This is a genomic window from Coleofasciculus sp. FACHB-1120 (genome assembly GCF_014698845.1).
Classification (GTDB): domain Bacteria; phylum Cyanobacteriota; class Cyanobacteriia; order Cyanobacteriales; family FACHB-T130; genus FACHB-T130.
Map to the genome: position 1 here is coordinate 37,710 of NZ_JACJTV010000010.1, position 24,970 is coordinate 62,679.

22 protein-coding genes are annotated in these 24,970 nt (G+C 48.1%); 6 read left to right on the top strand and 16 right to left on the bottom strand.

The genetic code is table 11. From position 1 onward, the window contains the following. Window positions 1-8 precede the first annotated feature (8 nt). Window positions 9-167: a hypothetical protein gene (locus H6H02_RS11660; protein ID WP_190817768.1), complete on the top strand. Its 159-nt coding sequence runs from the start codon at window positions 9-11 to the stop codon at window positions 165-167. Window positions 168-400: 233 nt separating this feature from the next. Further along, window positions 401-1,117 (top strand): class I SAM-dependent methyltransferase, encoded by a 717-nt coding sequence (locus H6H02_RS11665; RefSeq protein ID WP_190817770.1) that lies wholly within the window; start codon window positions 401-403, stop codon window positions 1,115-1,117. Window positions 1,118-1,380: 263 nt separating this feature from the next. Here the strand turns inward: H6H02_RS11665 and H6H02_RS11670 are convergent, their stop codons facing one another. The 3 genes from H6H02_RS11670 to purS all read right to left on the bottom strand — a co-directional run bounded on the left by H6H02_RS11670 (window position 1,381) and on the right by purS (window position 3,776). After that, window positions 1,381-2,493: an iron-containing redox enzyme family protein gene (locus H6H02_RS11670; RefSeq protein ID WP_190817772.1), complete on the bottom strand. Its 1,113-nt coding sequence runs from the start codon at window positions 2,491-2,493 to the stop codon at window positions 1,381-1,383. 212 nt (window positions 2,494-2,705) lie between these two features. Beyond that, the gene (purQ, locus tag H6H02_RS11675) at window positions 2,706-3,380 is read right to left on the bottom strand and encodes a phosphoribosylformylglycinamidine synthase subunit PurQ (RefSeq protein ID WP_190817775.1); all 675 of its coding nucleotides are present in this window, start codon (window positions 3,378-3,380) and stop codon (window positions 2,706-2,708) included. 108 nt (window positions 3,381-3,488) lie between these two features. After that, entirely contained in the window at window positions 3,489-3,776 is a 288-nt protein-coding gene (gene purS, locus H6H02_RS11680) for a phosphoribosylformylglycinamidine synthase subunit PurS (RefSeq protein ID WP_190817777.1), read from the bottom strand. A 161-nt stretch (window positions 3,777-3,937) separates the two neighbouring features. On the opposite strand from purS, the gene H6H02_RS11685 reads away from it, so the two are divergent. Further along, complete coding sequence (locus H6H02_RS11685; protein WP_190817779.1) at window positions 3,938-4,345, top strand: Fur family transcriptional regulator; 408 nt, start codon at window positions 3,938-3,940, stop codon at window positions 4,343-4,345. On the opposite strand, the gene H6H02_RS11690 is transcribed toward H6H02_RS11685, so the two are convergent. Then, window positions 4,342-5,325, bottom strand: coding sequence for an SPFH domain-containing protein (locus tag H6H02_RS11690; RefSeq protein ID WP_190817781.1), 984 nt, complete (start codon window positions 5,323-5,325; stop codon window positions 4,342-4,344). The two genes, H6H02_RS11685 and H6H02_RS11690, sit on opposite strands and share 4 nt — an antisense overlap. A gap of 45 nt (window positions 5,326-5,370) precedes the next feature. Continuing rightward, entirely contained in the window at window positions 5,371-5,820 is a 450-nt protein-coding gene (locus tag H6H02_RS11695; protein ID WP_190818038.1) for an NfeD family protein, read from the bottom strand. Between the two features lie 248 nt (window positions 5,821-6,068). Between H6H02_RS11695 and H6H02_RS11700 the strand changes: the two genes are divergently transcribed. Then, entirely contained in the window at window positions 6,069-8,216 is a 2,148-nt protein-coding gene (locus tag H6H02_RS11700; RefSeq protein WP_242040674.1) for a protein phosphatase 2C domain-containing protein, read from the top strand. Between the two features lie 181 nt (window positions 8,217-8,397). Continuing rightward, window positions 8,398-8,622, top strand: coding sequence for a ferredoxin-thioredoxin reductase variable chain (locus tag H6H02_RS11705; protein WP_190817783.1), 225 nt, complete (start codon window positions 8,398-8,400; stop codon window positions 8,620-8,622). 77 nt (window positions 8,623-8,699) lie between these two features. Here the strand turns inward: H6H02_RS11705 and H6H02_RS11710 are convergent, their stop codons facing one another. The 6 genes from H6H02_RS11710 to H6H02_RS11735 all read right to left on the bottom strand — a co-directional run bounded on the left by H6H02_RS11710 (window position 8,700) and on the right by H6H02_RS11735 (window position 14,379). Next, window positions 8,700-8,924 (bottom strand): hypothetical protein, encoded by a 225-nt coding sequence (locus tag H6H02_RS11710; protein ID WP_190817786.1) that lies wholly within the window; start codon window positions 8,922-8,924, stop codon window positions 8,700-8,702. A 62-nt stretch (window positions 8,925-8,986) separates the two neighbouring features. Then, a complete protein-coding gene (locus H6H02_RS11715; protein WP_190817788.1) occupies window positions 8,987-9,778 on the bottom strand; it encodes a YdcF family protein in 792 nt (263 codons plus the stop codon). A 173-nt stretch (window positions 9,779-9,951) separates the two neighbouring features. After that, a complete protein-coding gene (locus H6H02_RS11720; protein ID WP_190817790.1) occupies window positions 9,952-10,362 on the bottom strand; it encodes a hypothetical protein in 411 nt (136 codons plus the stop codon). Between the two features lie 68 nt (window positions 10,363-10,430). Beyond that, on the bottom strand, window positions 10,431-12,035 hold the full coding sequence (locus H6H02_RS11725) for an AAA family ATPase (protein WP_190817792.1): 1,605 nt from the start codon (window positions 12,033-12,035) through the stop codon (window positions 10,431-10,433). Window positions 12,036-12,208: 173 nt separating this feature from the next. Next, the gene (locus H6H02_RS11730; protein WP_190817794.1) at window positions 12,209-12,820 is read right to left on the bottom strand and encodes a 50S ribosomal protein L25/general stress protein Ctc; all 612 of its coding nucleotides are present in this window, start codon (window positions 12,818-12,820) and stop codon (window positions 12,209-12,211) included. 218 nt (window positions 12,821-13,038) lie between these two features. After that, entirely contained in the window at window positions 13,039-14,379 is a 1,341-nt protein-coding gene (locus H6H02_RS11735) for an adenylosuccinate synthase (RefSeq protein ID WP_190817796.1), read from the bottom strand. 170 nt (window positions 14,380-14,549) lie between these two features. On the opposite strand from H6H02_RS11735, the gene H6H02_RS11740 reads away from it, so the two are divergent. Continuing rightward, a complete protein-coding gene (locus tag H6H02_RS11740; protein WP_190817798.1) occupies window positions 14,550-15,593 on the top strand; it encodes an adenosine deaminase in 1,044 nt (347 codons plus the stop codon). A 189-nt stretch (window positions 15,594-15,782) separates the two neighbouring features. Here H6H02_RS11740 and H6H02_RS11745 read toward each other — a convergent pair whose 3' ends face one another. From H6H02_RS11745 to pheT, 5 genes are all read right to left on the bottom strand, one after another. Beyond that, the gene (locus H6H02_RS11745; RefSeq protein ID WP_242040675.1) at window positions 15,783-18,524 is read right to left on the bottom strand and encodes an EAL domain-containing protein; all 2,742 of its coding nucleotides are present in this window, start codon (window positions 18,522-18,524) and stop codon (window positions 15,783-15,785) included. Window positions 18,525-19,031: 507 nt separating this feature from the next. Beyond that, the gene (locus tag H6H02_RS11750) at window positions 19,032-21,176 is read right to left on the bottom strand and encodes an ATPase domain-containing protein (RefSeq protein ID WP_190817800.1); all 2,145 of its coding nucleotides are present in this window, start codon (window positions 21,174-21,176) and stop codon (window positions 19,032-19,034) included. Window positions 21,177-21,179: 3 nt separating this feature from the next. Then, window positions 21,180-21,599 carry a hypothetical protein gene (locus H6H02_RS11755; protein WP_190817802.1) on the bottom strand — a complete coding sequence of 140 codons (420 nt, stop codon included), beginning with the start codon at window positions 21,597-21,599 and terminating at the stop codon, window positions 21,180-21,182. A 345-nt stretch (window positions 21,600-21,944) separates the two neighbouring features. Further along, window positions 21,945-22,214 carry a YciI family protein gene (locus H6H02_RS11760; RefSeq protein WP_190817804.1) on the bottom strand — a complete coding sequence of 90 codons (270 nt, stop codon included), beginning with the start codon at window positions 22,212-22,214 and terminating at the stop codon, window positions 21,945-21,947. Between the two features lie 71 nt (window positions 22,215-22,285). After that, entirely contained in the window at window positions 22,286-24,832 is a 2,547-nt protein-coding gene (gene pheT / locus H6H02_RS11765) for a phenylalanine--tRNA ligase subunit beta (RefSeq protein WP_190817806.1), read from the bottom strand. Window positions 24,833-24,970 lie beyond the last annotated feature (138 nt).

The window sequence follows — 24,970 nt, forward strand, 5'->3', positions numbered from 1 at the left end:
GTCAGGCAATGCTGGCTTCGCAAGAGGTATACGTCCGCACAGATGTAATCCAAACTTGTGTCAAAAAAGATAGCTTGCAGCTTGCTACCAAACGCCTGCTATTCTGCAATAAAGTTTATACCCGTGTAGTCAATCGTGACATTAAGCGACTAGCAACAGTTGCTTAACTTTTTAAAGCTGCATTCATTACTTAATAAGGAATCATATCTAATGGCTAATTGCTTTTGAACAATTAGCCATTTTTTGCTTTAAAAACCAGTTTTTTTTAAGCCTAAAAAACACCTTAGAAAATTATAAATAAATGTAAATAAATGTCAATGCCTTTGGGCATAATTCTCTTGATAGATCACAAAACCACAGAGGATGAATTAAGTTTGTTATAGTTGTTACATAGAAAAATATGCTAATTTCCTCTAGACCAGTAAAAGATGTATTTTATTGCCCAGAAGAGTCTAATTTTTATTCTCAATGTTTAGAAAGTTTAGTTTTAAATGAGGGCGCTCATGGTAAAACCATCATCGAATTTGGTGCAGGAGATGGAACCCCAGTCATTAACTCTTTAATGAGAACCAGATTTGATGGAATCATACATGGATTTGAACTCAATGAGTTAGCCTGGAAAACTGCAAAATCAAATATTCAGGAATACGAACTCAGCGCTCAATATATCATCCACAATACCTCTTTCTTTGAAGCGTCTCTCCCCAAGGCTGATTATCTGATTTCAAATCCACCATATCTTCCAGCACCAGACGAGAATATTTACCAACCTCTGTTACATGGCGGTACAGATGGTTCTAAAATTGCCAAACAGCTTTTATCTTTGGATTATGAAAATGTCTTACTGATGCTCTCTAGTTATTCTAATCCAGAGGGCTTTATTAACTATGCAATTATGCAAGGATATTCCATTGCTAATTTTATAGTTTCCCCGCTAAACTTTGGCTATTACAGCTCTGAGCCAAAAGTTAAAAACACAATTAGAGAATTACGAGAAAAGAAGATGGCGTTCTATTCAGGAAACATCTATCTTTTGGCTGGAGTTTTGTTTAAAAAGCACCATAAATGTCAGGTAGATTTATCTACCGAGTTAATTCAGATCATGACAGCTTTGTAAAAGTTTTGGCTAGAAAGTAGGGAAAAGTGCGATCGCTAAAAGTAGCTTTTCCTGAACTCAGAAACTTGCTTTAGACAAGGACGGACGAAGGGGTATTGAGAATTTAACAGTTCTCAGCACCCCCTTCTTATTGCTTATCTAAACTGCTTATCTAAACCAAAGTATAAATAGACAAATTTATTCCCGTTCCCAAGAGTCAGCCTAGAGAACGAGAAAGGGATGGACTATTAATAAGGCGACAAGTCTTTTAAGCAAATTTTCTTTTATCGATTGACCTCTCGATCGGCTTCTCTTGCTGAACGCGCGATCGCTACACCAGCGCGATCGCCCATTAGCTTTTCTTGGTCATATCCGAGGACAATTTCCCAAGCATCATTCGGATACTTGTCAACCAACGGCAGTGCCACATCATCTAACATCCATTGACCGTGACGTTCGTCTTCCCGAATGTGCAACTCCCAGTAACCCATTGCTGCATCAGAAAGGTTCAACCGTTGTGCTGCTGCTAGATAGGTTTTGTACGCCGCAGGGCCTGCCACTTCAAAATAAGTCAATCCACCGCAGTAACGCAAGAAATAAATTTTGCGCTCGGTAACGAGAAAGTTATGATTGGCGCAGGCTAGCACTTCCCAGGGAACTAAATCAAAGTAGCCTTCTGGCTCTGTATTCATGCCAAACTCGTCAAGCATCTGGGCAAAAAAGGTAGAGTGCTTGCGGGAAAGGCGACCGTTACCGTACTCTTCCAGCAGCACTCTGATGAGGGTACATTGCACTGCGTTGGCAGCACCCCCTAGAATACGCGAAAGGCGGCTGCCTTCGACTAAACCATCGAAAGAACCAATTGCCAAGATTCGGCGATAACCTGCCTCTGTCGTTTCCTCACGCAAATACCGACTATCTTCTGATAGGGGAGGATCTAAGTCGGCTGCGCCCCGCTCACTCAGGGCTTGCTTAACATCGGCTGGTGCAAGTTTTTGGAGTGCTTCTACGTCAAAGTGTGCTACTTCCCACTGCTGCCAAGCTGACTCAATTTGGTTGCGAACTTTTTGTAACCAGATTGAACGCTCGTTAGTGTAATGGCGCAAATCGTCATACCAAAACAGCTTGAGCCGATTGATTCGATACAGAACGCGCTGCAAAAACAGGTGAGCTGCTTCAATTGGCTCATCGCCACTTTCTACCTTATAAGCAGCCTCAATTGCGGTAGCGATCGCACTTTCAACGTCTTTTGCTAGTTCAGGCTGTGCCGCCAGTTTGTTGTCTAAATCTTCCATTTCGAGCAGCTTTATAAATTGCTGCTCGTGTCCGTTGTAGTTTGTAGGTGTTCGTTGAATCGTTGCCGAACTCGTCGGCTGAAAATCAGTAATTGCGACCATAATTGCCCATGAATTCCGTCTTTGCACTTTTTTGATGCTAGTGCTGTCTGGTAGGAACAATTCTCGGTCTGTGGGTGGAACTTGCCACAGCCAAACGTATTTCTACCTAAATACATAGGTACTTGAAGATTAATCATAAAAACATAAAGACACCAAGAGAGTACGAATTCTATCTTGGTGTCTTGCCACTTCCGAATGCTACCAACAACAGGCTACGCGATCGCTACCACCGCAGACAGTAATCCTTGAAATAACCCAAGACCATCGGTACCGCCCAAAATCGGGTCTGAGGCACGTTCTGGATGAGGCATCATTCCTAGCACATTTCTTTCTTTATTGCAAATACCTGCAATATTATTTAAAGAACCATTATGATTCTCTCCGTGATAGCGGAAGAGGATTTGCTGGTTATCTTCTAGTTGTGTCAAAGTATCGGCATCGGCGTAGTATCGCCCCTCGCCGTGAGCAATTGGGAGGGTAATGACTTGCCCGGTAGAATAAGCTTGTGTCCAAGGGAGATGGGTGTGTTCGACTTTTAGGGGAACGCGATCGCAAATAAAATGCAAATCTTGATTTCGGGTAAGCGCCCCTGGCAAGAGTCCCGCTTCTGTCAGCACCTGAAACCCGTTGCAGATACCCAAGACAAACTTCCCTTGCTGGGCGTGTTTAATCGTTGCTTGCATCACCGGAGAGAAACGAGCGATCGCGCCACATCGCAGATAATCGCCGTAGCTGAAGCCACCCGGAATCACTACCACATCGAGATCGGAAATATCCGTGTCTTCATGCCAAACCATCCGCGTCGGCTGATGTAGCAAATCGCGAGTCACATAAGCGACATCGCGATCGCAATTAGAACCCGGAAACACAACAACCCCAAATTTCATATTGCTAATCGCTAATGGAAGATTGGCTAAACAGAAGTCATCAGTAGCAATCGGTTCTTCACAAATGAGCGAGCGCTACTAACTATTAACTACCTAGCCCCTATTATCCTAAAAGAATATCTCCGTCTCTATCTGACCGGACATCTCCGTTAGGTCAAATCGATAATTTTCTGTTACCGGATTCGTCAACAACTGATCGCACATCCGATCCAATTGATGCCGCGCCTCATCCTCACTCTCTGCCATCAGAGTCAGCTCAATGTACTTTCCGATTCGCACCTGATCGACATTGTCATATCCCATATGCTCTAATCCAGACTGTACCGCCGTGCCTGCTGGGTCTAAAACCGAAGGGCGTAGAGTCACGTAGATTTTCGCTTGGTATTTCCGATTCATAGACATCCTTATAAATTATTCCCTTAGATAGGTGATATTTGTTTTATTCTAAGGGGGGAAGGGTGTGAGCTGCGTGAAGTTCTCACGATTTAAGGTGGAAAGAGATAAAGATATCAGCAACAACCTGAAACATATTAAGGATATCTAGAAAACTGAAAACCATGAAAGCCCAACGCACCCGCAGTCAAGAGCGTATTCTGAATCTGCTCAAGACGCTGAACCGAGCTGTCTCAGCTCAAGATATTTATGTAGAACTTCGCAATCGTAGCCAAAGCATGGGACTAGCAACCGTCTATCGTTCCCTAGAAGCCTTAAAACTGGACGGCGTCGTGCAGGTACGGACGTTGGCAAGTGGCGAATCCCTTTACAGTTCCGTGCAACAAGACAAGCACCACCTGACTTGTTTGCAGTGCGGAGACTCGATTCCCATCAATCAATGTCCAGTCCATGAGCTGGAGACCCAGCTGCAACAATCGCACTCGTTTAAAATTTTCTACCATACTCTGGAGTTTTTTGGACTGTGCGATCGCTGCTGTGTCGCTCAAGTTGCCAGCGATGCCCTGGATTAACTGTCCTCGCCTAAATCTAAAAATTGAGCTTGGTTCGTGTCTCCAACAATCGAGCGGATGCCTTCCAACGTTGCTGGAATGGTGCGCGGGTCCATAAACATCACCTTGCTGCTGCCGCTCTTGCCAATCGCCATCCCCATTTCCAGATAATTCTGAGCCAGTAGGTACTGGAGAGCTTCCTGAGCATTAGGGTCGGTTTTGAGCGTTTTGGAAATCACTTGCAGCGCTTCAGCAGTAGCCTGGGCCTTGAGAACTTGCTGCTGCCGTTCCGCCTGCGCTTTCAGAACAATCGTCTTTTGTTGCCCTTCCGCCTCTAGAATCGCGGATTTTTGACGAGCTTCTGCTTCCAAAACTTGCGCCTCAGCCTTCCCTTTAGCCGAATTCACGGCTGACTCGCGTTCGCCCTCAGAGGTGAGAATTGCCGCCCGCTTGCGACGTTCCGCCGACATCTGCAATTCCATCGATTCTTGCACAGCCTTGGAGGGAACGATATCTCGCAGTTCTACCCGCGTCACCTTCACTCCCCAAGGATCGGTAGATTCGTCCAGTTCTCTGAGCAAAAGTTCGTTAATTTGAGTCCGGGCAGTAAAGGTTTCATCCAGTTCCAGCTTGCCCATTTCCGAGCGAATCTGCGTCAGCACCAAATTCACCATTGCTGACTGGAGATTTTCCACTTTGTAGTAGGCTTTCTCCAAATCCAGAATCCGCCAATACACAACAGCATCAGCGGTAATCGAAACGTTGTCGCGGGTAATACATTGTTGGGGGGGAATATCGAGAACTCTTTCCCGAACAGTTGCTTGGTAAGCGACTCTTTCGTAAACCGGGATCACGAAATTCAGACCGGGTTTGAGTTTTTTGCCGCTATATTTACCTAAAGTTTCGACTAAAGCTTCGTTTCCTTGAGTAACCACCTTGACGCCTGAGAGGGCAGATCCGCCTAAAACTAAAGCGATTAGTAACCCAAAAAATCCTTCCATTGTGAACCTCGTTTTTACAATATCGCAGATTGATAAACCCTAGAATTAGGATTTCAATAGGTGTTCTGGCAGCACGATGAGAGTTGTGCCTTCCCGCCTGACGACGTATACTCTTTGGTTGGGCGCGATCGCTAGTTTCTCATCTTCACACCGTGCCTTCCAAGAATTTCCTTCGTAGAGTACTCGCCCCATCTCTCCTGGCAAAATCTCTGTTAAAGTCTGACCCTCGGTTGCATCTTCAATCGAAGACACCTTTCGCCTCGGTATCAAGCGATGGCTGAGGTAAATCAAAGCAAGGGAAAACACTATCCAAAGCACCACCTGTAAAGCCGTCGGCACTGGGAGCAGCATGACTAACAGTGCCACCACGAAGGCGCTGATTCCCATCATGAAAGCGGTAAAAGCTGTTGGGACAACTAGCTCTACTGAGCAAAGGATCGCTCCTACCAGTAACCACAACAAAGTTGGGCTGAATCCCAAAGGCTGGATCGACATCTGGATGAGAAAAGGAGAATCAAACAACCCTGCTAGAAACCAAATCGTCATAAAACTCAATCCCTTCTTGATATCCCGGTAAGGATAGTTATCAAGGTAAGATGAACTATTCCAATGAAAGCCAGTTAGGATTGGGAAGGCATCTTGCCTGTTTGTTTACTACAACATTTCATCTATAAATTTCCCAGAACCCAGTGGAATTTTTCCTTAAGAATCTCTTGGAAGCTTTTTTATAAAAATTTCGGTTTATGAACAGTTCCCAGTTGAAGAGCGATCGCTATCTTTGGGCAACTGGCTCAGTTGCTGCAACGATCCCGGTCGGAGAATTGGTGCAAGACAGATATCAAGTTGTTGCACCTCAGATTTGGCTTGATACTCAACCAACACTGCCGCCTCAGATCCCCGAACAGTTCCCGGATAATCTTTACCCTTACCTACGCTTGTCTCCCCAGCGGTTTCATCTCCCCGAAGTTTATGGATATGCAGCGGTAGGAAATCCTCCCTCCCAGGCTGAGATTCTGTTGCTGGAAAATGTCCCGATGGATGCTACAGGCAAGCTATTTCCTTCCATTTTAGATGTTTTGCCCCAAGCATCGGCAGTCCGCCAGATTTACTGGCTGTGGCAAATTCTGGAACTTTGGACGCCACTGGCGGAACTGGGGGTAGCTTCTAGCCTTTTAGCTGCGGACAATCTCCGAGTAGAAGGGTGGCGGCTACGGCTGTTGGAACTTTACGCCGATCCCGTCAGCGAACCCGATATTGAAGTTGCTCATACAAGCAACGGGAATGGCGTCTCCGACCGCAGGCAAGGCGGAGGAAGTCGGCAAGAGGAGAAAAAATTTCTGCCGCTCACATTGAGCCTTGAGCCTTTTGCTTCTCACGCCTTAGCGGAACCGACCGGGGAACAAATGGTCGCGGGGTTTGAGCCAAGTTTCCGGGATCTGGGTCTGGTTATCGCGAGTTGGTGCCGATTAATCCAGGCATCAGCGGTGACGCCACTTTTAGAAATTTGCGAACTGATGCAAGCCAAAGATGTGACCGAAAACGCGATCGCTGAACGGCTAAATCAGCTATTACTGGAGCAGGCAGCGGAACTCCCCTTGCGCTTGCGGGTTGCCGGTGCCACTGATACGGGTCCCCAACACGACCACAACGAAGATAGCTGCTATCCCACCGCCCGGGATTTACTAGCCGCAGACTTCACCCAAACAACTGACCCACTGATTCCCCACTTGAGCATCGTTTGCGACGGGATTGGCGGTCATGAAGGTGGAGAAGTTGCCAGCCAGCTAGCAGTACAATCCCTGAAACTGCAAGTGCGGGCGCTTTTGGCGGAAGTGGCAGAGCAAACGGAAATCGTGCCGCCAGACCTGGTGAAAGAGCAACTTGCAGCAAGTATCCGGGTAGTCAATAACCTTATTTGTGCCCGCAATGACGAACAAGGACGAGAGTCCAGACGACGGATGGGAACGACGCTGGTGATGGCTCTCCAGCTGCCCCAGAAGGTGGCGACGGCTAACTCTGGTTTAGGGAATGCCCACGAACTCTATATCGCCCATGTTGGAGATAGCCGCGCCTACTGGATTACCCCCCATTCCTGCCAGCTGCTGACAGTAGACGATGACGTTGCTGCTAGGGAAGTGCGAATGGGGCGCAGTCTCTACCGCGAGGCATTACAGCGCCCCGATGCCGGGGCGCTCACCCAAGCGCTAGGCACGAGGGATGCCGAGTTTCTTCGTCCGAATGTGCAACGCTTCATTGTGGAAGAAGACGGACTGCTGCTGCTGTGTTCTGATGGTCTGAGCGACAATAACTGGGTTGAGCGTTCTTGGGCAGATTATGTAGAGCCGGTGCTTCAGGCTAAAATCCCCCTGGAGGCGGCAGTCCAGTCCTGGATTGACTTAGCGAATCAGAAGAACGGTCACGATAATACTTCAGTTGTGATTACTTACTGCCGCATTTCCCCAGAGTATCCGGTGCTACTGAATTTTGGCGAGATCGAGAATCTCAGCTTGATGCCAAGACCCAGCCTGCAACCCGAAGCTGAAGACGTGAAGTATGTGGAAGCGGTGCCGGTTCAGATCGTTCCGGCAAAGCCAAATCAACTGCGCCGAGGGAAAGGGTTGGTCGTGGCAGTAGGAGTCTTGTTGCTGCTGATGGGGGGTAGTGCGGCTGGGTTATATGCCTGGTGGAAATACAATCCTCAAGGATTCCAGCAAATGCGCGATCGCTTATTCAACCCCACATCATTGCCCGTTCCAGTCCCCGAAGCTCCATCTCCCGCGTCGACTGTGCCACCATCACCGCTGAACTCTCCATCTCCATCCACACAAGTGCCGCCCCCTCCCGAAAATTCAGCGTCGCCAGTTCCGTCAGTACCCCCTCCAAGTCCATAAAGAGGAAGTTACCGTCCTGTGCAAGAATATTAAGGTTGTTTAAAATAGCACAATGCTTGGGTACTGGTAAGAGCCAAGCGTCTTGATAGGCAATGCTCCCAGCTCACGCTTGGTGGAAGCAGTTATTCCTCAAAAGAAGGCTGCACCAGTTTGACTCAGATACCCAACCGGAGATCAAGAAATGAAAGTAGGCGATCGCGTCCGCGTTATCAAATCTGTGATTGTTTACCACCATCCTGAAAATAAGGGTAAGCCTTTTGATGTCAAGGATCGGGAAGGAGAAGTGGTCGCAATCGTTCACGAATGGCAAGGCAGACCCGTCAGCGCCAACCTTCCAGTTTTTGTCCAGTTTGACAAAAAATTTAAAGGTCACTTCCGCGAGGATGAGCTAGAAACTCTAAATTAGGCTGATGGTCAATGGCTCATATTCGCGATTAGCCATGAGCCATTGACCATGAACCATTGACCATCAGCCATTGACTATCATTGCCTACCGCGATTAAACCAGCCGAATATATTGATGTCACCCCGCATTCTCTGCAACTCTTGCCGGTTAGCTTCCGCTGTCATTTGATACCACTGACAGTAACGCTCAAGTTCCTTTCGGTACTCGGCTTCCCGGTAAAAGTCATGAGTCATTTGGTAGGTGGCAAAGATGTCCGCTACGGGTGGAGGTGCTGGAATAAAGTGTGGGAATTCTTTTGGCATTTTTGAAGGTTGGAAGGTTGAAGGTAGGAAAAATAATCGCTTCAAACTACTGTCTAAACTTTTTAAAGCCAGCCTTTAAGGCGATAGATCCCTGTTCCAATGTATTCTTTTAACGCTCTGGTTGACCTGTGTAACCGCTCGGCATCTGGTAAAGCATTCAGGATTCGAGCTTGCAGGCTCCTGTTGGATTCGAGAAGGTCTGCTTCTGTCACCAAAAAGTCGGTGGGGGCAGGGATCGCTTGAATTCCCTGACGCTTGAAAATCAAGAGCGATCGCGGCATATGCATTGCCGAAGTAACTAATAATACGCGGCGAATCCCTTGCTTTTCTAAAATTTGCCGCACATTCACCGCATTTTCATAAGTGTTCAAAGAGCTAGGATCTTGAAGAATGGCAGATTTAGGGACGCCTAATGTTTCTAAAATTACAGCCATATCCCCAGATTCGGGTGCCCCACTGCCCCGCCAGTCGATACGTCCGCCGCTAGCAATCACGAGAGGAGCTTTGCCTTCGCGGTATAACTGGGCACCATAGAAGACGCGATCGCCTTCTTCGCTCAAATCTACACTCGGTCGCGGCGGCGAAGCCGATTTCGTGGCACCGCCCAAGATAACAATCGCCTCAGCAGTTGGGAGTTCTGCCGGTGGGAGATTTTGCCATTCTAGCGATCGCAATAACGAGTTCTCCACCCAGCCATTACTGCCCGCCAGCAAGGCAATCAATGCTAGAACAATCGGCACCCCTGCCCAACGAGGGCGTTTCCACAGCAATACCAGCGCCACAATCATCAGCACGCAGGCAAGACCCAAAGGATAGATAAATAGCGGTAGCAGTTTTGAGAGAAATAAAAACATAGAACAAGGTAATTAGTAATTGCTATACCATTTCACCTTAAAGCCGCTAAAAATCAATGCCTAGGCGTGTCTACGGACAAGACTTGTACAAGCCAAAATCTAAAATCCAAAATCTAAAAGCGGATAACTTCCTGTCTCCCCTTTTGCGCCTCTACTTTGCATCCCTAGCAGGATTATTCTTCCTGATTATCTTCTGTGTTGTCTTCCTGGTTATCTTCTGTGTTGTAGGCTGTAGTGTTTTGTTGGTTATTTCCTTGGCTGCCCCGGTCGCGACGACCACTTAAGCTACGATATTGTTTTTTGGGTTTACCATAGCGTTTTCTGCTTGCCGAATTATTCCGATTCCGCCCATTGGAACCTTCTTTCTTCTCCTCTGAGCGTAGCTGTCGGGGTTCATCTTTGGCTTTTGACCAGGCAACCACCCATGCCCCCGCGAAACCCCCAACCGCCCCCAGAAAGATGCTCAAGGGAACCCGATACCCCAGCATTACAAAGCCAATCAGAAAAAACAACCAGTACTTCAACCCAGCGGAGAACCCATTGGAGAGTCCTAGGGATCTGAACCCAGTGCCTTTGTTCGTCATAAGTGTCTGGTTAATCGAAGAGTGGCTAATCGAAATGTGGTTGAATCCTTCAATTAGCCACTTTTCAATTAGCTATTTAATTGTGACTCCCAATCTTGAGTCGTGTCTAAAGTTTTCACATAAGCTTGTTCCGATTGGCTAAAAGGTTCAGCAGCGGCTTGTTGCTTCGCCAATAGGTCAACGGTAGCATCAGAGATATCACCAGTACGGGAGGAGAGACGCTCCTGGCAAACTTCCATCGGTGCCGTGCAGTGGAGGATTTGCAAAGGGATTTGGTGAGCTGTGGCTTGCGCGATCGCATCTTCTCTCAACTTCTGCCGGTCGTACTTCGCATCCAAAATCACCGACCAACCCTGGCTTGTCAGCATTATCCCCAATTCCAACAACCGGCTGTAAGTCTTCTGAGTCATCTCATCGGAATAAAGGTCTGCCCCCCCTGGTTGTTCCAAGGGAACGCCGCCTAAATGTTTCCGCAGCGCATCCGAACGGATGTGAATTGCCCCCAAGCGCCGCGCCTGGAGTCGCGCTACCGTACTCTTCCCAGAACCCGATAGACCCGACATCAAAAACAGCTTTCCTTGGCGCGAGGAGCCACTGACAGCGGCATACGCCGGAGACGGCGAGGAGCCACTAATAGTGGCATACGCCGGGGACGGCGATCGCGTGTATTCCCACGCTAGTTGGTAATATTGGGCAGCAGTGGCGGCGGCTTTTTCCTTATCCGCTGCGGGAACAGCCGGATCGTCCAACAAGAAAGAAGTCACCTTCGCTCGTACATAAGCTTGACGGCTCAAGTACAACGGCAACACCTGCAACCCCTCCCAATCTCCCATCTGCTCGACATAAGTATTCAAATAGGCATTGCCAAGGTCTGGACGCGATCGCGCATCCATATCCATCACTGCATAGGCAATGTCGAACATGACATCGACAAAGCGAAACGGCTCGTTAAATTCAATGCAATCAAATAGCAGAATCTTGTCTTGCCAGAGGCAAATATTTCTCAGATGCAAATCCCCGTGGCATTCCCGAATCCAATTATTTTGAATTCTGCTTTTAAATAACTTCTCTCTATCAGCAAAGAAAGAGTCTGTATACTGCCTGGTTTCCTCGTAATGTTCCTGAGTTTGCGGTCCACCAATATAATTTTCAGTTTGCCGATAATTTTCATCAATGGCATCCCGAATTTGAGCCACTTCACCAAATTTACGAATATAGTCATCTGTGTGGGCTTTTTCATGGAATTTGGCAACAACCCGTCCCAAATCCTCCATGAGTTTTTCCGTCAGCAAGTCTTGCTCAAACAGATTGCTGAATAAGCCATCTTGGGGAAACTGACGCATTTTCAGCACATATTCCACCGGCTCACCCGTGCCATTTAGATGAAATTGATCGCCTATCTGAGTAATCGGCAAAATTTCTAAATAAATTTCCGATGCACCGCGCTGATTCAGCCGGATCTCTTCATTACAAAAATGCTGCCTTAGCTCTAACGTTGAATAGTTTAAAAAGCCAAAATTCATCGGCTTTTTAACTTTATAAACCAAATCACCCGTCAACAACACATAAGAAACGTGTGTCTGAATCAGCTCAATGGGTTGCGTCACCGGATGAGGATAAAAACTGGGCTGCAACATCTGCTGAATTAAAGGAGGAAAAGAAGCTTCTGTCATATTTTTTGCGTTTGCGTTCTATTTCTTTGCATTCTATAGGGCTGACGCGCATCCCTCTGGCGCATTCGCGTTCGCAAAGCGGCGCGGATGCGTCTTTGTGGTTAAAAAAAAGCCAGGGGCTTAACCCCTGGTCTTCAAGGCAATGAGAAACAAACTGGCGAAAAGCCATTGCCTCATGCTTCGGATTCAGTTTCCGACTCCTCAGTTTCTTCAGCTTCAACCTCGACGCGAGGCTGGAGGACACTTACAGTCACTTGATCTGGCTCACCAAGGGCTGTTACTCCTTGCGGCAAAACGAGTTCGCCGAGATGCAGTTTATCTCCAATGTGCAAATTAGAGACATCTATCTCAATGGATTCTGGGATGCTTTCAGGCGCACACCGCACCTGAAGTTCAGTGAGTACGGGGTCTAATACGCCGCCCTCTTGTTTAACACCATAGGCTTCTCCCACATAATGCAGGGGAACTTGCACATCAAGGTCGCCATGAGCCGCGACTGCAAAAAAGCTGAGGTGATACAGGGAGGTTCTTTTCCAAGGATGCGTCTGTACTTCTTTGAGCAGTGTTTTACCACTCCAAGAAATGTCAGGAATGTTGAGCTGAATCAAGGTGTTATTAACGGAGGCACCTTTGAGTAAAGTTTCAGCTTTTTTGGCTTCCAAAGTCAGCTCAACGGATTCAGTTCCTTTGTGCCCGTATAAAACGGCTGGAACTAATCCACTGCGACGAAGGGCATTCGGCTTGCTCCCTTCAGGGCGCTTTTGACATTCAACTGTATGATCCATCTTCGTTGTTTGTGAGTTGCTAATAGTGAGAAGGTGGTAGATAGAGAGTTTTGAGTTTTGAGTTTTGAATTTTGCGTAAAAAATACTCAATTCAACATTCAATACTCAACACTTTCCAATTACCGATGTGATGTTACCGGCGTAAGGTGGGAGATAGAGAGTTTTGAGTTTTGAATTTTGAGTAAAAAATACTCAATCCAACACTCAACACTTTCCGATTACCGATGTGATGTTACCGGCGTGCCGTTGGCGTGCAATAGCGCCCGCTTGGGACCGTGGATCGGATCTTCTACTATAATCGTTTGATCGCGGCTGGCACCGAGGGAGACGATTGCAATTGGGACATCCATCAACTCTGCCAGGAACTTGAGATAATCCAACGCCTGCTGGGGTAAGTCTTCCAGGGTACGACAGTCAGCAGTGGATTGTTTCCATCCGGGCAGAGTTTTGTAGATCGGCTGACAGCGGGAGAATTGCCGAGAGTTCGTGGGGAAATCTTGGGTGCGATCGCCATCAATTTCGTAGGCGACGCAGACGTTAATTTCCTCTAGTTCGTCGAGAACATCTAGTTTGGTGATCGCGAGACAATCGAGACCGTTAATCCGCACAGCATAACGACCGATTACTGCATCAAACCAGCCACAGCGGCGCTTGCGCCCTGTCGTGGTGCCAAATTCCGCCCCGCGATCGCACAACATTTCTCCGACGCTGCCATTCTGTTCGGTGGGAAACGGCCCTTCTCCTACCCGCGTCGTGTATGCTTTGGCTACTCCAATCACGCGGTCGATCATCGTTGGCCCTACCCCAGCACCCACGCAAGCTCCCCCAGCGACTGGGTTTGAGGAGGTAACATAAGGATAGGTTCCGTGATCCAAGTCTAAGAGCGTTCCTTGGGCACCCTCAAACAAAACATTGCGTCGTCGCCCAATCGCGTCGTAAATCTTTAAGGAACTGTCCACGATGTGCGGACGCAAACGCTCGGCGTACCCCAGGTACTGCTCGATCACGCTTTCTGCATCCAAGGGCGGTAAGTTGTAAAGCTTTTCTAAAATGACGTTTTTATAATCGATCGTCCATCGCACCTGTTCGCGCAACCCCTCGGTATCCATCAAGTCTAAGACCCGAATCCCAGTTCGCTCCGACTTATCTGCATAAGTAGGGCCAATACCGCGTCCGGTCGTACCGATTTTATAGCTACCGCGTCGCTCCTCGGATGCCTGGTCAATTAACCTGTGATAAGGCATTGTGACGTGGGCATTCTGAGAGATCAGTAGATTGCGGGTGGATATCTTCAGAGCTTCTAATTGATCCAGCTCTTCAATCAGAACCTGCGGATCGATAACCGTTCCACAACCAATAATGCACTCGGTGTCAGGATATAAAATTCCAGACGGAATCAGGTGCAGTTTAAAGGTCTGCTCCTCCACCACAACGGTGTGCCCAGCATTGACACCCCCTTGGTAACGTACTACGACATCCGCTGATTTGCTAAGTAAATCAGTTATCTTACCTTTGCCTTCATCGCCCCACTGGGCACCGATCACAACTACGTTAGCCAAGGGTTTATTAAAAGAGCTAGAGTTTTCACAAATTACAATTATTAACAGATGGTGCTACCGCTGTCAACTTCAGGTTAACAATTCGCAGCTTCACATCTATAAAGGGGCGCACCACGCACCCCTAGCAACGAACAAGATAACAACTCCACAACTACTGGCAAGAGGTTCCTGTGTCTTTATATGCTGAATTACATCGCCATCTTGGCGGTTCTGTTGTGCCTCGTATTCTTTGGCGGTATTTCCATCGCAGCGATTCTGAACTGGCTCAACGATTTCCGAACTATCCAGAGTTTGAAGAATTTTATACACGACCCCGCAATACGCTAGATGAGTATTTAGAATTACATACGCTGGTGGAAAGTACGCAAACGGCAGAAACTTTGCCCTACTTCATCTATCGGCTGATTCGGGGTGCTTATATCTTTGAGAATTTGGCTTATTTGGAGTTGCGATATACACCGTATCTGCGAACGTCTGAGCATTTAAGCCAATCAGAACGAATTGACCAAATGGCGACAATTGTGGATATTGTCGGTAACGCTAGCCGGGTGCCTGAGTATCCGATTGTTACTAGCCAAATTCTGTGTATGCACTCGCGGCTACCTTATGAGGTAAACCGGGCGATTGTTGATTTGGCAGCACAGAAAAAAGAGTATGTCTGCGCCGTGGACATGGCGGGAGGAGATGCCCAAATTTCCGAGCGTCTAGATGAGTTTGTCCAATTGTACAAAGATGCGCGATCGCTCGGCGTCAAAACTACAGGTCATCTCTACGAAACGCCTTCTGGCTGTTATCCGGAACTGCTGCCCTATCTGATGCGAATCGGTCATGGCATCCAGATTCCCCTCCTATACCCAGAATTATTGCCACAATTGGCTCAACAAAATCAGTGTTTGGAAGTATGCCCCACCACGTACCTAAAAACAGGCACGCTGGAAGATATGCGTCAACTCAAACGGGTATTTGACCGCTGTTTTGAAGCGGGTGTAGATATTGCCATCTGCACCGATAATGCTGGGTTACATAATGTACGTCTGCCCTTTGAATATGAAAATCTGCTGACACTGGACATTATTGATTTTGAACAGTTGCAAGCTTGTCAGGAGGCAGCTTTCCGCCATGCCTTTGCTTGGCCTTACAGCCAGCGTCCGGCGTCGCTTTTGACAGGATTGCTGCACCCAGAATCTCCGAATATTTTAGCAGTGACTAGTTAGAACCTTCTCCGAGTAATCGCTAACGATTTTCAGTCGAACCAAATACGGCACAATAATCTAATCTAGCCTTCTTCCCGATGCTGATTTCTCTCGGCAAGTCTTCCAAACACTTATCTTCAAATAGCCAAAATCGAGTTGTCAGAAATCAGTCAATTCCAGACTTGCGAGTTGGATAAATAAATGAGTGTTTTAGCTGGCGATGAGCGATCGCGCTGTGTCAGCATCAACAGGCTTAGAGAAGAAATATCCTTGCGCGTATTCGCATTGCAGCGATCGCAGTTGAGCAAGTTGCTCTACGGTTTCCACACCCTCTGCGATCGCATTCATTCCCAAATTGTGAGCCAGCATCACGATTGTCCGAACAATCTCTAAGCTTTCATTATCCACTGCCATCTGACTGACGAAGGAGCGGTCAATTTTTAGCTTATCGATGGGGAAACGACGCAAGTAACTTAAGGATGAATAACCCGTCCCGAAGTCATCCATATACAACTGAACGCCCAGCTTTCTTAGTCGCCAAAGCATCGCCGATGCGGATTCCACATTTTCCATAATCGCGCTTTCGGTAATCTCTAGCTTTAAACTGCTAGCATCCACTCCTGTTTCCGCAAAAATCTCAGCGATACGTTCCACTAAATCGGGCTGAGAAAACTGTTTACCCGAAAGATTCACGCTAATACTCAAAGGAATGGAACTCGGAAATTGCGTCTGCCATTCGTGCAATTTGGCACAAGCTTCGCGCAGTACCCACCAGCCAATCCGAGTAATTAATCCGGTTTCTTCTGCAACCGGAATAAACTCTCCTGGAGAAACAAAACCTCGTTCTGGATGTTGCCAACGTAACAGCGCTTCAAAACTAACAATCTGATTCGTTTTTAGACAGACAATCGGTTGATAGTGAAGTAAAAACTCCCCCCGTTCAATTGCTCGTTGCAAATCGGTTTCTAACTGAAGCAGAGCTACTGCACGGGCGTGCATATTTTTATCAAAGACCTCATAACGAGCTTTCCCCAGCGCCTTTGCTCGATACATGGCAATATCGGCATCGCGCAGGAGATCCTCTGGGTGGTCATAACCCCCATAGTCAGAGCCAGAAGATCCCGCCCCTACAGCAATGCCAATACTGGCGGTGGAAAAGACTTCATGCCCGTCTAAATTTAACGGCAAGGTCAGTTCTTGATGGATGCGATCGGCAACATGGGTAGCATCACCGATGCCATTGATATTTTCCAGCAAAATTGCAAATTCATCTCCACCCAGACGCGCTACCGTATCGCCGTGGCGAAGGCTTTTTTCTAAGCGTTTAGCGATCGCAATCAGCATTTGGTCGCCGACAATATGCCCAAGACTGTCATTGACATTTTTAAATCGGTCAAGATCCAAAAACAGGACAGCAAATAAATAATTCTCAGAATGCTTAGCCCGCTCAAGCGCCCGATGCAAGCGCTCCATGAACAAAGCTCGGTTGGGCAAATCGGTGAGAACATCATAAAACGCATTGTGCAGCAGTTGATCTTCCGCTTGCTTGCGCTCTGTAATATCCATTTGAATGCCGACAAAATGAGTAACAATGCCCTCGCTGTTGTAAATCGGCGAGACATTTAACTCATTCCAAAAATGGGTGCCATCTTTACGGTAGTTGCGTAAAATAACACTCGAAGTTTTTCCCAACCGCAGCGCCGCCCGCAGTTCCTGTAACGCCGGTTGATTGGTGTCCTCTCCTTGCAGAAAACGGCAATTTCGTCCGGTGACTTCCGCCGCTGTGTAACCCGTGATCCGCTCAAAAGCCGGATTCACGTAGATAACAGGTAAATCGGGCAGTCTGGCGTCAACGATAACAATCCCATTACTACTAGCAGCGATCGCGCGATCGCGCAATCGGGAAGTCTCCTCGACTCGTTGACGTTCTGTCACATCCCGAATCACCAACACCCAATTGCTTGTTCCTAAACCCGCCTTGGCAATCAATGGTTGAGCAACGACTTCAAAAACCTGGCGCTGTGCCCCCTCCAGCACAACCTCATGGCAAAACTTCCCCTCGCTGGGTGCTTGTAGCAGTACCTCCAAAGACTGCTCTCCTAAAGAAGTCACAAGATTGTCAGGAGTAGCACTCTGGTTTTGCAGGAGTGCCAGATATTTCCAAGCCGCCTGGTTCGCCAAAACAACCCGCTGATTGGCATCCAGGAGTAGCACGCCCTCCGGCAAATTTTCGACCAAGCTCTCTAAATGTTGTTGTTCGACAGCTAGCAGCGATCGCAACCGCTGCATTGAGACCGAAGCCTGATTTGCCACCGTATACAACAATCGTACCTGCTCTTCCGTAAAAGCTCCTTCTGCTTGAGCTGCTACAAATAGCAGCCCCACCACTTGGTTGCCTTCAGCATTGATAATCGGAACTTGGAAAGACGAACCCAAACTGCGAATTGGCGATCGCGTTTCATCAAACCCCTGTGACTCTAAGGTTGTAATCGGACATTGCTCCGCCTCTAATGGGGTATTTTTCCCCCTCATCCGAATAAAAGTTTTGAGCAGCCGCTGTTGAATTTCCTCCTGAACTTCCGGCGTGAGAGTGCAATTCGGTTGGATGAAAACATGGCACAAGTCCTCAGTCATCAAGATGCTAGCTGAGACATCATGGGGCACAGCACGATACAAGTGTGCCAACATCAGTCGCACCAATTCTTCGTAGTTTAAGGTGTAACCCAGTTGCCAAAAAAGCTCGTACAGCATCTCCAAAGTGCGGAAGCGCATCTGACTCGCCTCCAACTCCCGTGTCTGCTGTTCCAAAGCACTGACCAAACGCTGTCGCTCCATCATGGACTCTATATACTTCAACTCGAAGCCATCCACGGGTTGCAGAACCCGATAATCCTGAATTTCTAATTGTTCTATCTTTAGGAGGAGGTCTTCCTCATCGATTTTTTTCAACATAGTACGAGGATTTTTATAATTCCAGCAAAAATTTATAAGGTGGGGAACGGAGCTACAAGCAGTTGGCGCTAAGGCAAGTAAAAAACAGCGTCAAGGTCGCTCTTCACTAATGCCCACAAAGCGATCGCCAGTCCGCAAACGTACTACAAATCATGGCTAGCAATAGATGCAGCCAAAAATCCCAGAATTTGGCTGACACCCTTGGCGTTGTCTTTACGGAATAACTCCCTGTATTGCTATATTTATCCTGATAGATACTCCCTTAGCGATTTCCGAGAGAGTTTACAAAGGCTTTTTATTGGTTTTGTCGCAGAAAAAACTGACCCTGGTCAACTTGTCTAATGATATTGTTCCCTGTTTTGTAGTATTCGTCGATACACTACGTCAAGAATGGGGGGTTCTACCCATACCGAGTTGATTGAGTTGGTGGACTGGTATACGGCTTCCCAGCCCTCTTTCTCGTTACCCGGAAAAAGGCGCTCTTACTGAAAGCCACCCGATATAAATTTAAATTTCTCCGTAGAATCCTTCTTGGACGCTAACGCCCTTGCCTTGGCGAATCGTGTAGGGATAGGGGCGGGTGTCAGCGTGAGTTCCTCTAGATTTACGGGCTTGAAGTACCCGAAAACCTTGCCCCGACTGCCCCATCTCACCCCAGTTCGGAACGTACACATCCAGAACAACATCGTAACTATTGAGCAGGCTGTAAAGAATGCTCTCATTGAGTGTTTTGGGGAGAATCGTATCAAATAATGCCACATCCAGTTGCCGCAGCAGACGGTTCTTGCGTTCGATGAAGGTGATGAACTCATCCGGAGCATACTGGACAGCAAGCGGGGTGAGAGAATCTGTAATCAACCGACAGGGTTTGGGCATTGCCCGTAGGTGACGCTCGATATCGTAGAGAAAGCGTTCCATATCAGTCAGGTCAATATATTCTTCCCTAGAGAAAGGATGAGTATCTAAAATACGCAGGTGTTGCGATCGCAAATAGGACTCGATCTCAACTCCGAACACTTCCATTTGTTGGCGTAGCAAGTAGCTAGGAGCCTCTGTAGCAATAAAAAGAGCGCTTTCCCCTCGTTGCAATCCCTCAATGGCAAACTGCTGGGCGAGCGTCGTCTTACCGACTCCCTGTTCGCCCCGCACCAACCAAGCAGAACCGTAGAAAACTCCTTCCCGCGCGATCGCGTTTAACGGGGAGAAAGCCAGCAGTGGCGGTGTCTTCATTCTGCTAGTTTTTTGCTCAGTCGGTGCCAGATATAACACCTCGATGCCCTGATGACCGATTTCCATACGGTGGCGACCCGGTACATGGTCAGCGGTTCGCATTTTGTAAACTTCAATGTAGCGTCTGCGCTGAAGACCATTTACGTCTGTGGAAAGGACAATCGTGCCATCCACCACAGTTTCTTCCACCCCAAAGCGAGAAAGGCGGTTCACTTCGCCTGCGGGAATGTTGGAGATGAAGAAACCCACCGCACCAACCCGCTGCACCAGCGTAGACAATTGGAATGTTTTTTCCCGTTGCACTGCCAAATCTTTCACTTTGTGCAGGAAAACAGAAAAGGAATCGATGACAAAGCGCGAAGGCTGGAAACTTGCAATTTCCTGCGCCATGCGCTCTAAGTGTTCCTCGACTCGAATCTCTGTTTGGGGAATAAAAATGATGCGTAATAAGCCTTTTGCTTCCAAATCTTGAGGGTTCCAGCCGAAACCCTCTGCCATCCGAAATAAGCGATCGCGCGTTTCCTCAAAAGAAAACAGCAGTCCCTTCTCTCCCTGATGAGCGCCATTCACGAGAAACTGCATGGCAAGCGTCGTCTTACCCGTTCCAGAGACACCGGAAAGGAGGATAGAGCGCCCTCGCGGAATGCCACCCCGAAGAATGTCGTCTAGTCCCTTAATCCCTGTAGATACCGACTCACTCTCCCTCTCCAAACTTGTCTCCCGACGTTTGAGGGTGAGCATCGAACCCAAAACCTGCACCCCCCCATCTGTGAGCGCAAACGGGTAAGGCACCATCTCTGTCGCTCGACCGCGCATTTTGTATACCTGAAGAAAACGCTGCTGTTCGCCTTCCTGGAGCGCAATGTTTAGATAAATAATGCCATCAGCTACTGCAAATTCTGCCCCTTCACCAATATCCGAGCGGTCATATTCCCCTAATAAAAAGGCGGTACACCGCGCACTCGCTAGACGAACGGAGAGGTCATAACAGAAGCGACGAAAATCGCTAACTTCATTCGACAAATCGCGGATGGCTTTAAAGGAATCAATCGCCAGAATCTCCGGCTGGTGTTTTTCTACGCTGGTAAGGATATAGTCGGCTAATTCGGGCAAGGAATGCTCGCGGATGAAAGGCCCGATATCCTGATACAGTACCTGCTCCCCGAACACTTCTGCATCAAAGAAGCTGAAGCACTGCATATAGCGCACCACCTTCAACGTTGGCTCAGAAAGGGTCGTGAGGTAGAGAACTTTGGCAGTGCTGTGATTTCGGATGTGGTTAAAGAGCATTTGCTGCACCAGGATTGTCTTACCCGTCCCCGGTTGTCCAGCAACAATATTTAGCGAATAAACAGGGATGCCTCCGCCCATTACAGCATCTAAGTTAGGCACACCTGTCGGTATTAGTTTGATATTGCTCATCCCTCAGCCCTTTTCCAGTTGTTGTTTTAACTGCTGCACGAGGGGTTCCACCTTCCGCAACAGGATTCCACCCGTTAAATCGATCAGTAGAGCCATTACGTTATCAGTAAAAGCCATCAGTCCGGCTCGGACTTCTGTTCGCTCCAAGGTATCTAAATTTTTCTTCAGTCGGTCGAGGTAAATTCCACCGCTATCAATCGTAATTTCTTGGCATAGCAGATGGTCTCGGCTTGCTTCCAAAAGGGCACTCCGAAAAACGGCAACCGTCGCCGTCTCGCCAATTAGACCGACGATGCGTTCCCATAGCCGCTCTAAAAGTTCGCTAAAGATTTCTAAAGTCTCTTGTTTGCCTGCTTCTAGCATCTCTGCTTGGGCTTGACGCAGTGTTGTCTTTTGGCTATCTTCATCCGTGGATTCTGTCATTTCCAACCTTCTCACGGCTCCTGTTCGCCGACGCCAGACTCTCCAGAAGACTTCTGTTAAAGTCTGTTTGACTTTGCAAAGAACCCTAGTCCGGTAGCATGTTTGTAAAATTTACCGTGCTTTTTATTACTGATTTCTACCAGAACCCTCTCTGCTAGGGTCAATTTAACGGTAATTTCTTTATTTTAGGCTCCAGATTCTATCGGAAATGGTAACTGGCAGTGGTTATGCCACTGGCTCCGCTTGGGTATAGAGAGGAAGAAACCTCCTCAATTGCCGTGAACGGTGGAATTGAGGACGGTTTTTGGTAAATCTACCCCATTGAGATGCGCTTAATTAGTGGAATTAGAGGGCTTGAATCCACTCTTTGACATCGTATTCAGTCCAGATGCCGTTTTGCCAGTAGGGGTCAGCTTCAATCAACTGGCGCACGGCGGCTTCATCTTCCGCTTCATAGATACCGAAGACTTTCGTGATGTCCTTCGTTGGCCCAATCGTCATTAGAACACCCGCTTCTTTTTGGGCAGCAAGACCGTCTAGATGCGCTTGCCGATAAGGCGATCGCTTTTCTAAAACATCCTCGCAATAGCTTCCCCACATTACATATTTAGGCATGGATAATTGCAGTAAAGTTTTGAGTTTTGAGTTTTGAGGGTTGAATCAAAATTTAACCCTCAAAACTTTATTTAACTTCTCAGATTAACGCCGAATTTCTCGACGAGAGCTTCGCGGACTTTTTGATGCACTGGCTCGACCTCTTCATCGGTAAGAGTACGATCGCTTGCTCGGTAAACTAAGCGAAACGCTAAGCTGCGCTGTCCTTCTGGGACATTTTTACCTTGATATTCATCAAACAACTCGACGGATTCTAGTAGGGATGTACCCTGATGTTTGTCCGCAACAGCAGCTTTCGCGATCGCTCGTTTCAAGTCTGAGACAGAAACCTGAATCGAGGCGAACAAAGCCAAATCCCGGCTGGATGCGGGGAAAGTAGAGTAAGGCTTGAATAAGGGTGTCCGGTTTTCCTCTGCATCCAGGTAATCCAAAACTACATCCAAATCCAGCTCGAAGACGTAGACTTCATCCGGCAAGTCCCGTTCTTGCCGGAGTTGGGGATGGAGTTGCCCAAACGTTCCCAATCGGTTTCCCTGTACCCATAAAGACGCCGTGCGTCCGGGATGCAACCGTGGGTCGCGGCGGTCTGGTTGATATTCTACTGGCAGGCTGAGTTGCTCAAATACGCTTTGCAACGCTCCTTTCGCTTCAAACCAAGTCATGGGTTGTGGCTTGCCTCCTCGCGTCCAAGTGCCTTGGGTAAAGGAGTCACCGCCTAAAATTCCAGCAACGGAATCAGCTTCGATAAGTCCGTCCTCTTCCCGCCAGAAAATCCGACCCATTTCAAAGCCGTTCAATGGCCCGTTACCTTGTTCTAAGTTGTACTCGAAGGCGTCAATCAAGCCGGAGATCAACTCAGTTCGCAAAGATGAATATTCTGCAAACATGGGATTTGCGATCGCGACTTCTGTATCGTTCTTGCTTTTCGCCACTGAGTAAGAGTAATGCATGACTTCTGTCAACCCTGCTGCCCGAAAAGCTTCCCTCATCTGGCGCATCAGCATCTGATCGACCGAAAGATACCCCGGTTCAGTCTTATCTGGTAGGGTGTCGCAGAATTTGTTATAGCCGTAGAGGCGAGCAACTTCTTCAATGAGGTCGATTTCTCGCTCCAAATCTCGGTAGCGATAGGGTGGTACTTTCACCGTCCACTTCAGGGATTCAGAAGGATGAAGCTTAGAATCTTCTTCATTCGTCCTGGTTCCGTCTTCATCCTTTTTCGTCACTTGCTGTAGCTGACACCCCAGCGCCGTTAGAATGCGCTCAACATCTTCCGCGTGAACTTCCCCTGTAGTTTCAGTGTCTCCCATCTCTACCGGGCCTAAAACGTGGTTTACCCGGTCTAGACGCAGTTCAATCGAACGACTCCAAGTTGAGGGGTCTGGTCTGGTGTCGGCAATTTCTTGTGATACGGGAGTGCCGCCTGCAAACTCCGAGAGCAGCGCGATCGCTCGCTGACAAGCAATTCCTAATTCTGCCCGATTAACGCCCCGCTCGTAGCGTCCAGAGGCTTCTGTCCTTAAATTTTGACTGCGTGCCGACCGGCGGATTGCCACCGAGTCAAACAAAGCGGCTTCTAAAATTAAATTTTCAGTCCCTTCATAGACTTCTGTGTCTTCACCGCCCATGACTCCAGCCAGTGCCACTGGCTGGTCGTTGGCAGTAATCAGCAGATTTTGAGGTTGCAAGGTGCGGGTTTGACCGTCGAGGGTTTTTAGAGATTCCCCAGTATTGGCAAAGCGAACCCCAATCTGTAGCGGTGAGGTTCCACCGGCTCCACCACTTGCCACGGATTGCAAGCGGTCGCGGTCAAAGGCGTGCAATGGCTGACCCCATTCCAGCAAAATATAGTTGGTAATATCTACCACGTTATTAATGGGTCGCACTCCAGCGGCTTGTAATCGCCCCTGCAACCATGCCGGAGAAGGCGCAATTTTGACTTTTTCGATGACCGTCCCGATGTAAGCCGGACACGCTTGACCCGAAGCAATTCGCAACTTCAGACCGCTATCCCCCTTCGGAATTGACACTTTTGGGGCTTGTGGAAGTCGCAGGGCGGCACCCGTCAGCGCTGAGACTTCTCGTGCTACGCCGACCATGCTCAAAGCATCTGCACGATTCGCAGTGGATGTCAAGTCTAAAATTACATCATCTAAGCCCAGGAGCGATCGCACATCGCTCCCCAGTTGAAGATTTTCCTGCCCAAAGATGTGAATTCCTGCCGACTCTTTTGCCAAACCTAATTCAGCTAAAGAGCAAATCATCCCCTCGGAAGGAACGCCTCGGAGTTTAGCCGGTTTAATTTTCAGGTCAACAGCAGGTAGATAAGTGCCGATGGTGGCGATAGGCACATAAATATCTGCTCTGGCATTGGATGCCCCACAGACAATATTCAAGGGAGACGTTGCTCCCACATCGACCGTACACACCCTGAGCTTATCCGCGTTCGGATGGGGTTGAATCTCTAGAACTTTCCCGACCACCACCCCATCCGCCCAAGTGCGGCGGTCTTCAATATCTTCTACTTCAAACCCAGCCATTGTTAGCGTGTGCGCCAACTCTGCCGGAGTCATCGTCAAGTCAACCAATTCTTGTAGCCAGTTCAGAGAAATACGCATTTACGCTTAAGCTTTTACTTACCTCAGCCCGATCATTTTACCGTTTTGTACAGCTGAAGCATTCCGGCGGCGAGTGAGGAAAGCCAAAGATGGCAAAGTCCGCCGATGAAGCCTTCTGGGGGGTCTTTTGGGAGGTTG